Here is a 12,950-nt window from a genome sequence, read left to right as displayed (position 1 = left end):
GCCCTACGCTGCGGGGGTGACCCACTACGTCGACAGCGAAGTCGGCCGGCTCGGCACCGTGCTCCTGCACCGGCCCGGCCCGGAACTGGCCCGGCTCACCCCCCGCAACAACGACTCCCTCCTGTTCGACGCGATCCCCTGGGTGGGCCGTGCCCAGGAGGAGCACGACGCGTTCGCCGCCGCGCTGCGCGATCGCGGTGTCGAGGTGCTCTACCTGGCAACCCTGCTGGCCGAGACACTCGCCGTCGCCGACGCCCGGGCCGAACTCACCGAGCATGTGCTGCGCTCCCCCCGGCTCGGCGACACCCTGCGCGCCCGGGTCGCCGACCACCTCGCCTACCTGGATCCGGTCGCGTTGGCCGACGTGCTCACCGCGGGGCTCGCCCACGAGGAGCTGCGGATCAGCCCGGAGCGGCCGGGCGGGTTGGTCTACACCCTGATGGACCGTCACGATTTTGTGATCGATCCGCTGCCGAATCTGCTGTTCACCCGGGACTCGTCGTTGTGGATCGGCGACCGGGTCGGCGTCACAAGCCTGGCCATGCCGGCCCGCCGCCGGGAAACCACACTCACCGACGCCATCTACCGCCACCATCCACGCTTCGCCGGCACCGAGTTCGTCTACCGCCCCCACCTGGAGCACCTGGAGGGCGGGGACGTGCTGCTGCTCGCTCCCGGCGTGCTGGCGGTCGGGGTGGGCGAGCGCACCACACCGGCAGGCGCGGAACGTCTGGGCCGGCAGGTCTTCGCCGCCGGGCTGGCCCACACCATCCTCGTGGTGCCGATCGCCCAGGAACGCGCCACCATGCACCTGGACACCGTCTGCACGATGGTCGACGCCGACGCCGTGCTGATGTATCCCAACATCGCCAGCACCCTCTCGGCGTACACGGTGATCGCCGGCGCCGACGGCGAGGACCCGCGGGTCGACGGCCCTGCGCCCTTCCTGCGGGCCGCCGCCGACGCGATGGACCTCGACCAGCTCCGGGTCATCGACACCGGGCTGGACCCGGTCACCGCGGAACGCGAGCAGTGGGACGACGGCAACAACACCCTCGCCCTGGCGCCCCGGCTCTGCGTCGGCTACGAACGCAACACCGCGACAAACGCGCAGTTGGAGCGGGCCGGCATCGAGGTGATCCCGATCGCCGGCTCCGAGCTCGGCTCCGGCCGGGGCGGCCCCCGCTGCATGTCCTGCCCAATAGTCCGCGAGTCGCTGAAGGAAGGGCCCCCTATTAACGCCTGATGCATAACAAGGGGCCCCTCCTAACGTCAGCGCAGGGTGAGCTGGCGACCGAGCAGACCCTGACGGGCACGGCGGCCGGCGGCGTCCAGCGGATCGGTGGCGGCGAGCGCCTCCGCGTACCGCTTGCTGAACTGCGCCACCGGGTCCTCCCAGTCGGTCGCCGGCGCCTGCTCCGGCAGGTCCCAGACCGGCACCAGCCGGCCGTGCGCGCGGAACATGCCAGCGAACTTGGTCTGCTCGCCGAGCGTCAGCGTGCCGGCCGCGCCGAGGCGGGCCAACGCGTCCAGGGCGGCGTCCTCGTCGTCGGGCAGCACCCAGCGCACATGTGCCTTCTCCGGGACCTGGCACCAGTAAGCGGCCTTCGCCGCGGCCATCCGCACAGTCGGGTAGATGGCGGCGTTGGCCCGCTCCAGCGACGCCTGGACGGTCGGGTCGTCCGCCGCGCCGGGATCGAGCCAGAACTCGAACCCGTCGTGCATGGTGATCTCCAGCGGGCCGTCCACCAGGATGTCCTGAAGTCGAGGGCCCGGGCCGGGCAGCGGCGGCACGGCCACCTGGCCGCCCGGCTCGGTCCGCAACGCGCAGAGCAGCGCCTCGGCCAGGTCGCGGGAGACGTCGCCGGACTGCTGGTGCCGTTGCAGACCGATGAGCACCTGGCCGTCCGGCTTGGTCACCGCCGGTGCGGCCATCGGCAGCACCGTGGCCAGCGTGACAGGCCGGTCGCCGAACTCCTCGACGACGGCGGGCGCCAGCCGTAGCGGCGCGGACGCGGCGGGCACCAACTCGCGCAGCGCGATCCATTCAGGCTCGTCGGCCAGCCCTTCGAACGGTCGCGGCACGAAAACGTCCCGCACCTTGTCCTTCCGGGGGGCGGTGTCGACGGCGGCGCGCTGGCTCTTTCGACGCTTGCTCACGGCGTCACAGCCTAGAGGGCCCGCCTGCCCGTCGTGGGCCGGACCCGCCTCGGACCGTCGTTCAGCCCGCCGCCACCAGGTCCGAGCGGCTCGTCGCCGCCGGCTCGAACTCCGCCCACACGCGCTGACCCATGCCGTCGCGCTCGACACCCCAACGCGTGGCCAGACCGGCCACGATGTGCAGACCTCGCCCGTCGGCGGCGTCCGGGTTTGCCGTCCGGATCCGTGGCCTGGTGCTCGCGCCGCCGTCGGTCACAGCCAACTGGACGCGCGGACCCTCGGCCGAGGGCCGCAAACGCCAGGCCACCCGGACCACGCCGCCGGGCAGCGGCCGGGCATGCCGCACCGAATTGCCCACCAGTTCGGCGAGGACCGCGATCAGGTCCGCGAGAAGCACCGGGGGTACGACGTCAGCCAGATCGTCGGCCAGCCGGTGCCGGGCCAGCCGTGCTCCAGCGGGATGGTGGGGAACCACCACGCACCACGCCCGATCCCTCACTGCCGCTGCCACCGTCGCCTCCACGTCGCGCCGCCGCCGGTCAACCGCGCGGCAGTCGCACCTCTGCGACCGTACCGCCGTCGGTCCTTGGACGTAGGGATACCCATCCATTCTGCTGTTCAACGATCCGGCGGACGAGATAGAGGCCGAGCCCTGCCCCCGGGTAGCCGCGCCGGTCGCCGGACTCGCCCTGCCAGAACCTGTCGAACGCCCGCTCCACGTGCTCGGGACGGATGCCGATCCCTCGGTCGCTGACCCGGAACCCGACGAGCTGACCGTCGACCCCGGCCGTGATCTCGATGGGGGAGCCCGGCGGCGAGTACTTCCCGGCGTTCGTCGCCAGCTCGGTCAGCACAGTGGTCAGGCTGGGCCGGTGGCCGAGCGCCTTGGGCAGGTCGGCGGGAAGGCGCAGCACCAACCGCCGACGCAGCTCGACAGGCAGGTCGACGACTGCGGCGCGCAGCGCCTCACCGAGGTCGAACGGGCTGGGCGGGTCGTCGCCGGGGCCGGTCTCCGCGGCCGAGGAGAGCAGCCGGTCGACAAGCCGGGCCAGCTCGTTGGCGCGCTGCCCGATCACGCGGGCGGCCTGCCGACGATCGGCGTCGTTGAGCGAGTCCCAGTGGTCGGTGAGGGTGTCCGCGTACCCCTTGATCACGGTGACCGGGGTACGCAGCTCGTGGCTCGTCACAGCGACGAACAGCTCCCGGTCGTGGTCGCGGCGCTGCTGGTCGGTGATGTCGCGGAAGGTGACCACCCGCAGCGCACCCGGGCCGGGCAGCTCGCCGGAGGTGATCCGCAGCCAGCGCCCGTCCGGGAGCCGGTGGTCGCGGACCTGGCCGGAAGGCGGCAGCGGCAGCGGCAGCGGGCGGCTCAACGCCTGTTCGGCGGTCTGACCGGTGACCTGGGCGGCGGCCGGGTTCCAGAGTCGGACGGTCCCCTCCCGGTCGACAACTGCCAGTCCGTCGGCGAGCGCCGCCACCACCGGCCCGTCACCGTGCACCGGCAGCCCGCTCGCGTCGCCGTACATGTGCGCGATGCACGAGGCGAGGTAGGCGACCACCGCCTGTTCGTCGCCCGGCTCGTCGTCGCCCGGGTAGAGGGCGTGCAGGCTGCCGACGGTGTGCCCGCCGATCTCGGCCCGGGACACCACCATCCGGCGTAGCCCGCTGCCGGCCAGCTCGCCGGAGAGCTTGCCGTTGAGGTCCGCCACGCGGACCTGGCGCGCCCGTGGCCCGGAGAGCAGGCAGACGGTGTCCGGGTCGTCGGCAGCCAGTGGACGGCCCAACGCCCAGTTCGCAGCGCCGGTCGCCGCGATCACCCGGCCGCCGGTCGGGCCGAACTCGACGAACGCCATACCTTTCGCCCCGAGCGCCGGCTGGGCAGCCTGGAGCAGCTGGGTGAGGACCGGCAACCCCGCGTCCCCAGAATTGATCATCTCGATCACGACAGCGTGGCCGGCGATGAGAGCGGGAAAGTCGATACGCTCCGGCATGTGCCGAGTCTGCCCCGGAGATTCGGCTTTCGGCACCCCCGGTCGACGTCGATCAGCGATCCCGTCGGGCGAGGGCGTGCGCCGGCCGGTCGGTGATGATCCCGTCCACTTCGGCAGCCAGCATCAACTCCAGATCGGCCGGCTCGTTGACCGTCCAGACGTACACCTGGTTGCCTGCGGCTCGCAGCGCGGGCAGCAACTGCGGCCGGGCCCGGACCAGGCTGATGCCCGGCCCGGCGATGCGGGCGCCGAACGGCAGCCGACCCGCCGGCCACCAGCGTGGCAGCACCTCGAGCAGCAGCACCGTGGGCAGCGTCGGAGCCAACTCCCGGACCCGCCGGACCGCAAGCGGGGAGAACGACATCACGGTGACCTGGACCGGGTCGTCGGGTGCCGGGTCGGCCAGCCCGTAGCGCCGCAGCAGGGCGACCAGCCGCCGTTCGACGTTCGAGCCGTAGCGGGACGGGTGCTTGGTCTCCACAAGCAGCCGGACGGGCCGCCCGGCGGCCAGTACGGCGTCGAGCAGTCGCGCCAGGGTCAACAGCCGGGTGTGCGACTCGTCCGGCGGCAGGTCACCGCTCGGGGCGCTGCCCGGATGCCAGGAACCGAAGTCGAGCGCCTCCAACTCGGCGAGCGTACGTGCGCTGACCAGACCGCGGCCGTTGCTTGTGCGGTCCAGACGTCGATCGTGCACGCAGACCAGGTGCCCGTCGCGGGTCAACCGGACGTCGCACTCCAGCCCGTCGGCGCCCTCGTCGAGGGCACGCAGGTAGGCGGCGAGAGTGTGCTCCGGAAGGTCGTACGAGGCGCCGCGGTGCGCGAAGACCAGAGGCCCGCCCATGCCGACCGCCTCAGATGACCTGGCCGGGCTGTCCGTTTCCGTCGACCACCGGCCGGCCGACGGCTGCCCACTGGCGCATCCCGCCGTCGGCGTTACGCACCCGGTCCCAGCCGTTGTTCACCAGGTAGGCGACGACCTGGGCGGAGCGCCCGCCGGAGCGGCAGACGACCGCCACATCCTGGTCGGTGGGCACCTCGGCCAACCGGGCCGGCAGTTCCATCATCGGCAGGTGATGGGCGTTGGGGGCGTGGCCTGCCGCCCATTCGTCGTCCTCCCGCACGTCGAGCAGGTAGGTGTCGTCGGCGATCTCGGTCACGGGCACGGTGGGAACCTGGGGTCCGAACACAGGGACCAACATTAGATCCTCGTCGGCCGGTTCGGTGCCGACCCCGCCGTCGACACCATCACAACCGGGTCACCCAGCGCGGGTTGGCCTGCGCCCAGGCCGGCAGTCGGGTGCTCCGGACGGCTTCGAACAGCCCGTTGCCCCCGTTGTCGAGCACCACGTACGAGACCTCGTCGATGGTCTGCGGCGACGAGGGCACCTGGACGCCGCGCATCCCGTCGGGCGGCAGCGCACGCAGTGCGAGGAGCAGATCCTCCAGGGGTACGCCGTTGGTGTCGACAGTCAGCGAGCCGCCGACGGCCCGGAGTACCTGATCCAGTTTCATCGGATCCGTACGCAGGTCCGCCTGGCCGGCGCTGTCCAGCATCGCCCGGAGCAACTGCTGCTGGTGGCGCTGCCGGTCGTAGTCACCACCCGGCAGGTCGTAGCGCTGCCGCACGTAGTCCAGCGCCTGTGCCCCGTCCATCCGCTGGCAGCCGGTGGGGAAGACCCGGTTGGTGTGGATCGAGCGGACCTCGGTGTCCACGCACATCCGTACGCCGCCGAGCAGGTCGATGACCTTCCGGAAGCCGGAGAAGTCGACGAGCGCCGCACCGTCGAACCGGAGGCCGGTGAGCCGGCTCAGGGTGGCCGAGAGCAGTTGGGCGCCGGCCTGCCCACCGCCGCCACGCTCGTACGCCGCATTGATCTTGTCTTGGCCGCCGCCGAATCCGTTTGTGGGTGGGATGGCGACAAGCAGGTCACGCGGGATGGAGACCAGGTACGCCTCGCGCCTGCCGGCGGGCACGTGCACGATGAGGATGGTGTCCGACCGCTGGTCGGGTTCGCTGCTGCCGGCACGCCTGTCGGTGCCGATGAGCAGGTAGTTGAGCGGCCCGTCCAGGTCGGTGCGTCCGCTGCGGGCGTCGTCGTCGAGCAGTTGCTCCCTGGTCACCGAGCTGTCGTACCGGTGCGAGAGTGTCTTGAGACCGACAACTGTGAGCCCGGCCAGCAGGACGAGGGCCAGCCCGACGCCGAGCATGATCCGTGAGCCACGGGCACGACGTGACCGGGCGGTGCCGACCTGGCCCACCACGTTGCGTCCGGACCTGGACGTGTCCGCCTCCCCGCAGCCGTTACGTGAAACGTGCTCACGTCAGGCTACGGTCGGTGATGGAACCGTCGCGGGCTTTCCCCCACATCGGCCCGCTCACTTGCGGGTGGAGATCACCTGGGGGTTGGCGAAGACGAACTCGGCAAGCTTGTCCTGCTTGATCGCACGGAACATGGCCATCGTCTCTTCGCTGAGCGCCTCGGCGCCGGTGCCGGTGCTGTGGAAGGTGCCGTTGTTGGTCTTGAGCATGGTCAGCTCGTTCGCGGTCACCCCGCGCATGGTGTAGATGAAGCTCTCGATCGACGTGCCGCCGGTGTCCAGCACGAACGCCTTGCCGGCGGCTTTGATCAGCTGCTGGAGCTTCGCCGGCTTGGTCAGCATTTCGCCGTCGCTTGCCTTCTTGGCCATCGCCTTGATCAGTTGCTGCTGGTTCTGCTGACGGTCGTAGTCGCCGTTGCGGAGGGTCTTGCGCTGCCGGGAGTAGTCGAGCGCCGCCCAGCCCTCCATCTCCTGGCAACCCTTCTTGTGCACCACCGGGGTCCTCGGCTTGCCGGTCTTCTTGGCGTCCGCGTTCCACATCGGCTTGCCGTCGACGTACGACATGTGCAGCGACTCGACCTCCTGGGTGACGCAGATCCGCACCGTGCCGAGCGCGTCGATGACGTTCTTGAAGCCGCCGAAGTTGATGATCGCCGCACCGTCGAAGCTGACCCCGGTGAGCCGTTTGATCGTCTGCGCCATCAGTTGGGCGCCGCCCTCCCAGCCACCGCCGTTGGCGGCGCCGGCCTGGAACGCGCCATTGATCTTGCCGGTGCCGCCGCCGTAGCCGCTCTTCGAGAAGGCGGGAATCTGCGCCTGGGTGTCCCGGGGGATGGAGATCAGGTACGCCTGGTCGTGCGAGGCCGGGATGTGCAGGATGATGATGCTGTCCGAGCGGACGTCGTCGGCTGCCCAACGCTCCCGCGCGTCCACGCCGAGCAGCAGCATGTCGATCGGGCCGTCCAGGCTGGCCCCGCCCTCGGCGTCGGACTTGCTGGCGTCACCGAGCAGGTTGCGTTGCGCGATGTCCCCGGTGGCCTGGCCGATCAGCACCTTGCCGCCGACGATGCCCACCCCGCTGCTGAGCATCAGCACCGCACCGAAGATCACAGTCAGGCGCGCCCAGAGCGGATCCTTGCGCCGGGGCCGCTTCTTCGACGGCCCCTTTCCACCCGACCGGCCGTCGCCACCACCCGGCGGGCGATCGCCTGGCCCACCACCTGACCGGCCCGGCTGCACTGGTATGGATGCGGCAATTCGACCGCTCGGCGCGGCTGAGGTAGGGCGTCGGCTGGCCTGAACCGGCATTCGTGCTCCAGTTCGTGATCAAGATGGGGCGGCGACCACTGTACGTGCATCAAATCGACTTGGCGAGTTCATCCGGATTCAATTCGGACGTCAGGTGCAGCCTACCGGCGATCGGCCTATCTCGATGACCCGTCGGGGCAGTTGCGGTATGACGCACGCCTCATTCGAAGAAAATGACCCTCGGTGATCGAGTTGTTCGCCGAAGGTGAGCGCCGGTCGGAGTAGTGGCCGTCAGGCCGGGGGTCGGGGGCCCGGCGTGCACCGGACCCCCGAATGGGTCAGGTGCTCGGCCCCGGGATGGTCGGGTACGCGCAGGTGGACGCCGAGTCGATGCGGATTCCATTGGTGATTCCGAAGTAACCGACGTCGTAGATCTTGTTGGGCTTGCCGGAGGGCATGCACCTGATGAGCCCATTGGTGTAGCGGACGTATACAACGTCATCATTGCGGCTGTTGACGCCGTAGACGACGGCTGCCCCGTTGGAAACCGACTGGAAGCCGGAGGTCACGACCTGGTACCTGTGATCGAGGTTCTTTTCGAAGTCGTAGAGGCACGTGTACGGGTACGGACAGCCGAGCGCGGCCGCCTGGGCGGGTGCGGGGGTGACTGCCAAGGCTGTCGCCGACATGAGTGCAGCGGTAGCCGACGCCTGGAGTGCCCGTCGCAGTTTGCCTGCCATCGATTCTCCTCTCGGTTACATCGATCGTGGTGCCAGGCAAACGTAGAACGCGGTGAATTTGCCGGTCAAGGCAAATACGGTGCCGCTCAGCCGCCGTCGTTGCTCTTCGGCGGATTGGCTTTGACCCAGTCCGCCATGGTGTCCGCCGACATGGCCCGATACATCGCCAGCGCCTTCTCCCGGTCGGAGACCACCACCGACTCACCGTTAATCGTCTCGCTGCCCGAGTTGGGGCTGGTCAGAAATGTGAGGTTCTGTCCACGCAGGTTACGGAACTGCACTGCCATGTCTGTCAACGAGAAGTCCTGGTCGACCGTGACGGCAGCGGTCACCGACTTGAGGAAGTCGTTGAGCTTCTTCGGGTTCGCAAGCGTGCCGGTGCTCGCCGCCTTGTCCATCAATGCCCGAAGGAATTCCTGCTGGTGCCGCATCCGGGCGAAGTCGCCGTCCGGGAACTGTTTGCGCTGCCGGATCCAGTCCAGCGCCTCGGTGCCGTCCATGTGGTTGGTGCCCTTGGTGAACGTCCGGTACGGCTTGTGGATCGAGGTGATCGTCCGCTCCACCTTGAGGTCGACGCCACCGAGGGCGTCAGTGACCTCCTTGAAGCCGCCGAAGTCGATGGCCATCACGTGGTCGATCCGGACGTCGGTGAAGCACTCCACGGTGCGGACCGCCAGGGGCAGACCGCCGAACGCGAACGCTGCGTTGATCTTTCCGCGTTGGCCGGAGCCGCAGTCCGCGCCGGCGCTTTCCGGGATCGGCACGTAGAGGTCACGCGGAACGGAGACCAGGTAGGCCTCCTGGTGGTCGGCCGGAATGTGCATCACGATGATCGTGTCGGCCCGCCACTGGCTCTTGGTGTCGACCGGCGCGTCCGGGTCTCGGGAGTCGCTGCCGACCAGCAGGATGTTCAGCGCGCCGTCCACGGCCTTCGCCGGTCGGCCGCCGGTGATCTCCGCGAACGGGTCGGTGCGGGCCAGGTCGTTGTTGAGGTTGCGCGCGTACATCCAGGCGCCGAGGCCGCCGAGCAGCGCCAGCACCAGCACCGCGACCCCGGCTACCAGGCCGATGCGCCCCCAGCGTGGCCGTGGGCCACGTCGCCCCGAGCCGCCGACACCCCCCGGGCCTCCCGGACCTCTCGGCCCGGCCGGGCCGCCCGGCTGGCGCTGTTCATCGTCGTGCGACGGGTACCAGCGGGCCTCCGTCCGGCGGGCGCGTCCGGAGGCGCCCCGGTCGGAGCCGGGCACCGAGGCGCGGCCGGCGCTGCGGTTCAGGTACGGCTGGGGAACGCCGGCAGAGGTCGCTGACATGTAATTCAGGGTACGTAGCGGGAGCCACTCCCGCCCCCAGGCGACACTCAACGATCGGCGGTCAGCGGCGCGCCGGTTACCCTAGCCGCGCCCGGAAATACTCGATCGTGCGTCGTAGGCCGTCTTCGGGCGCGACGGTCGGCTCGTATCCGAGCAGTTCCCGGGCGAGGCCAAGATCGGGGCGCCGCATCTCCGGGTCGTCGGCGCTGCGCGTGACGTACGTCACCTCCGATGTGCTGCCGGAGAGTGACACGATCAACTCGGCGAGTTGCCGCATCGTGAGCTCGTGTTCGGTGCCGCAGTTGACAGGGCCGGTCTCCGTCGAGTCGAGCAGCAGCAGGATGCCCCGCACCAGGTCCTCGACGAAGCAGATCGAGCGGGTCTGGTTGCCGGTGCCGTGCACGGTGATCGGCTCGCCGCGCAGCGCCTGCGAGATGAAGGTGGGGATGGCCCGCCCGTCGTCCGGGCGCATCCGCGGGCCGTACGTGTTGAAGATCCGGACGATCGCAGCGTCGAGCCCCCGGTAGCGGTGGTACGCCATGGTGGCCGCCTCGGAGAAGCGCTTCGCCTCGTCGTAGACGCTGCGTACGCCGATGGGGTTGACGTTGCCCCAGTAGGTCTCGCGCTGCGGGTGCTCCTTCGGGTCCCCGTACGCCTCGGAGGTGGAGGCCATCAGGAACCGGGCGCCGTCGGCGACCGCGCGGTCAAGCAGGTGCAGGGTGCCCACCGAGCCGACCCGGAGGATCTCCACAGGCAGTTGGGCGAAGTCGGTGGGGCTGGCCGGCGAGGCCATGTGCAGGATCGCGTCGAAGCGCTCGGCCAGGGCCGGGTGATGGGCCGGCAGGCCCTCGGAGATGTCCGCCTCGACCAATGTGAAGGTCGGCCGGTCCAGCAGGTGGGCGACGTTCTCCTTCGAGCCGGTGACGAAGTTGTCGAGCGCCACCACCGTGCAGCCCCGGGCGATCAGCGAGTCGACCAGGTGTGAGGGGACGAAACCGGCGCCGCCGGTGACGAGAACGCGGTGACCGGAACCGAAGCGCTCAGCAACCTTCATGCCGGTCAGCCTACCGATCCCCGTATGTAAGGAAGGGACCCCTGTTAACGCCAGGCGTTAACAGGGGTCCCTTCCTTACAAGATGGGCGACGGTCAGTGGGCGCCTGCGCCGGTGAGGGCGCGGACCTCCAGCTCTGCGTACTTGTCCTCGTCGTGCTCCTTGGAGATGACGGTGCCGATCCACCCGCACAGGAAACCGAACGGGATCGAGAGGATGCCCGGGTTGGACAACGGGAACCACTGCCAGTCGTGGTCCGGGAACATCGAGGTCGCAGCCCCGGAGACCACCGGTGAGAAGAACACAAGCAGTACGGCCGACAGCAGACCGCCGTAGATCGCCCACACCGCGCCGGAGGTGTTGAACCGCCGCCAGAACAGGCTGTAGAGAATCGCCGGCAGGTTGCCCGACGCGGCGACCGCGAAGGCCAGCGCCACAAGGAACGCCACGTTGAGGTTCTGCGCGTAGATCGACAACAGGATCGACACCGCGCCGATCACCAGGGCGGAGATCCGGGCGACCCGCACCTCCTGCCGCTCCGACGCTTCGCCCTTCTTCATGACGTTCGCGTAGAAGTCGTGCGCCAGGCTGGAGGAGGAGGCCAGTGTCAACCCGGCGACCACCGCCAGGATGGTGGCGAAGGCGACCGCTGCGATGATCGCCAGCAGGGCCGCCCCTCCCAGGTCGCCGCCGAAGAAGTCGATACCGAGTGCCTCGGCCAACTGTGGCGCGGCGGTGTTGCCAGCCTTGTCCTGCGCGGTGATCGCCTCGCTGCCCACCAGCGCCGCCGCACCGAAGCCGAGGGCCAGGGTGAGCAGGTAGAAGGTGCCGATGATGCCGATCGCCCAGAGCACGCTCTTACGGGCCGCCTTCGCGGTCGGCACGGTGTAGAAGCGGATCAGGATGTGCGGCAGACCGGCGGTGCCGAGCACCAGGGCGATGCCGAGGGACAGCAGGTCGACCTTGTTGTAGAAGGTCTGTGTCGCGTTGCCGGCCACCTCGACGCCGTAGCGCAGCCCGGGTTCGAGGAACGCGCTGCCCTTGCCGGACGAGGCGGCGGCGTCACCGAGCAGCGACGACAGGTTGAACTTGTACTTCGCCAGCACCAGCAGGGTCATCAGCAGCGCGCCGCCCATCAGCAGGAACGCCTTGACGATCTGCACGTAGGTGGTGCCCTTCATGCCGCCCACGGTGACGTAGATGATCATCAGGGCGCCGACCATGATGATGGTGGCTACCTTGGCGGTGGCGGCGTCCATGCCGAGGAACGTCGTGCCCGGCCGGATGCCCAGCAGCAGCGCGACGAGCGCACCCGCGCCCACCATCTGCGCCAGCAGATAGAAGATCGACACCGTGATCGTGGAGACCGCCGCCGCCGTACGCACCGGACGCTGACGCATCCGGAAGGCGAGCACGTCCGCCATCGTGTACCGGCCGGAGTTGCGCAGCAGCTCGGCGACGAGCAGCAGGGCCACCAGCCAGGCGACCAGGAAGCCGATCGAGTAGAGGAAGCCGTCGTAGCCGTACAGCGCGATGATGCCGGCGATGCCGAGGAACGAGGCGGCCGACATGTAGTCGCCACCGATCGCCATGCCGTTCTGGAAGCCGGAGAACGACCGGCCACCCGCGTAGAAGTCGGTAGCCGTCTTGGTCTGCCGGCTGGCCCAGATCGTGATGGCCAGGGTGACCGCCACGAAGACCAGGAAGAGCGTGATTGTCAGGTTGCGGGCGGTGTGGTTTGTGGCCTCAGCCGCCAGGAACGTCTCAACCGCGTGGACCGTCTTCACGGGTCACCTCCCCGATCTCGGCGCGGATGCGGTCGGCGATGGGGTCGATCTTCCGGTCGGCGTACCGGGAGTACAGCCAGGCGATCAGGAACGTGGAGACGAACTGGAGCAGGCCGAAGACCAGTGCGACGTTGATATTGCTGCCGAACAGCTTCGTGCCCATGAAGTCCCGGGCGTACGCGGACAGGATGACGTAGAGCGCGTACCACAGGAAGAACGCGACGGTCATCGGGAAGACGAAGCCGCGCAGCGCGCGCCGCAGCCCGGCGAACTCGTCCGACCGTTGTACGGCCAGATACTTGTCCGGCTGGGAAGCGGTCGGCGCGGGTGTGTCCGTGGACAT

Annotated in this window: 13 protein-coding genes; 1 reads left to right on the top strand and 12 read right to left on the bottom strand. The window is 69.5% G+C overall.

Annotated elements, in window-relative coordinates:
* The first annotated feature begins 16 nt into the window (after positions 1-16).
* Positions 17-1,246 carry an arginine deiminase gene (locus tag ACLQ23_RS11345; protein WP_355587296.1) on the top strand — a complete coding sequence of 410 codons (1,230 nt, stop codon included), beginning with the start codon at positions 17-19 and terminating at the stop codon, positions 1,244-1,246.
* A gap of 26 nt (positions 1,247-1,272) precedes the next feature.
* On the opposite strand, the gene ACLQ23_RS11340 is transcribed toward ACLQ23_RS11345, so the two are convergent.
* The 12 genes from ACLQ23_RS11340 to ACLQ23_RS11285 all read right to left on the bottom strand — a co-directional run bounded on the left by ACLQ23_RS11340 (position 1,273) and on the right by ACLQ23_RS11285 (position 12,950).
* Positions 1,273-2,160, bottom strand: a complete 888-nt coding sequence (locus ACLQ23_RS11340) for a DUF5926 family protein (RefSeq protein WP_355587293.1) — start codon at positions 2,158-2,160, stop codon at positions 1,273-1,275.
* A gap of 61 nt (positions 2,161-2,221) precedes the next feature.
* On the bottom strand, positions 2,222-2,638 hold the full coding sequence (locus ACLQ23_RS11335; RefSeq protein WP_355588427.1) for an ATP-binding protein: 417 nt from the start codon (positions 2,636-2,638) through the stop codon (positions 2,222-2,224).
* A 61-nt stretch (positions 2,639-2,699) separates the two neighbouring features.
* On the bottom strand, positions 2,700-4,151 hold the full coding sequence (locus tag ACLQ23_RS11330) for a PAS domain-containing sensor histidine kinase (protein WP_355587292.1): 1,452 nt from the start codon (positions 4,149-4,151) through the stop codon (positions 2,700-2,702).
* A gap of 52 nt (positions 4,152-4,203) precedes the next feature.
* Positions 4,204-4,992 carry a glycerophosphodiester phosphodiesterase gene (locus tag ACLQ23_RS11325; protein WP_355587290.1) on the bottom strand — a complete coding sequence of 263 codons (789 nt, stop codon included), beginning with the start codon at positions 4,990-4,992 and terminating at the stop codon, positions 4,204-4,206.
* Between the two features lie 10 nt (positions 4,993-5,002).
* Positions 5,003-5,338: a rhodanese-like domain-containing protein gene (locus tag ACLQ23_RS11320; protein WP_355587287.1), complete on the bottom strand. Its 336-nt coding sequence runs from the start codon at positions 5,336-5,338 to the stop codon at positions 5,003-5,005.
* A gap of 58 nt (positions 5,339-5,396) precedes the next feature.
* Complete coding sequence (locus ACLQ23_RS11315; protein ID WP_355588425.1) at positions 5,397-6,359, bottom strand: LCP family protein; 963 nt, start codon at positions 6,357-6,359, stop codon at positions 5,397-5,399.
* A 168-nt stretch (positions 6,360-6,527) separates the two neighbouring features.
* On the bottom strand, positions 6,528-7,559 hold the full coding sequence (locus tag ACLQ23_RS11310) for an LCP family protein (protein WP_355588423.1): 1,032 nt from the start codon (positions 7,557-7,559) through the stop codon (positions 6,528-6,530).
* Between the two features lie 497 nt (positions 7,560-8,056).
* Positions 8,057-8,458: a hypothetical protein gene (locus ACLQ23_RS11305; RefSeq protein ID WP_355587284.1), complete on the bottom strand. Its 402-nt coding sequence runs from the start codon at positions 8,456-8,458 to the stop codon at positions 8,057-8,059.
* A gap of 86 nt (positions 8,459-8,544) precedes the next feature.
* Positions 8,545-9,768 carry an LCP family protein gene (locus tag ACLQ23_RS11300; protein WP_355631956.1) on the bottom strand — a complete coding sequence of 408 codons (1,224 nt, stop codon included), beginning with the start codon at positions 9,766-9,768 and terminating at the stop codon, positions 8,545-8,547.
* A gap of 76 nt (positions 9,769-9,844) precedes the next feature.
* Positions 9,845-10,822, bottom strand: coding sequence for an NAD-dependent epimerase/dehydratase family protein (locus tag ACLQ23_RS11295; RefSeq protein ID WP_053651553.1), 978 nt, complete (start codon positions 10,820-10,822; stop codon positions 9,845-9,847).
* A gap of 93 nt (positions 10,823-10,915) precedes the next feature.
* Entirely contained in the window at positions 10,916-12,607 is a 1,692-nt protein-coding gene (locus tag ACLQ23_RS11290; RefSeq protein WP_355587280.1) for a solute symporter family protein, read from the bottom strand.
* A complete protein-coding gene (locus ACLQ23_RS11285; protein ID WP_355587277.1) occupies positions 12,585-12,950 on the bottom strand; it encodes a DUF485 domain-containing protein in 366 nt (121 codons plus the stop codon). The genes ACLQ23_RS11290 and ACLQ23_RS11285 overlap by 23 nt, the downstream gene beginning before the upstream one ends.

The sequence above is a fragment of the Micromonospora sp. DT41 genome (genome assembly GCF_049841715.1).
GTDB lineage: Bacteria > Actinomycetota > Actinomycetes > Mycobacteriales > Micromonosporaceae > Micromonospora > Micromonospora profundi.
The sequence above is the reverse complement of the archived record's forward strand: the minus strand, read 5'-3'. Positions and strand labels throughout refer to the sequence as shown.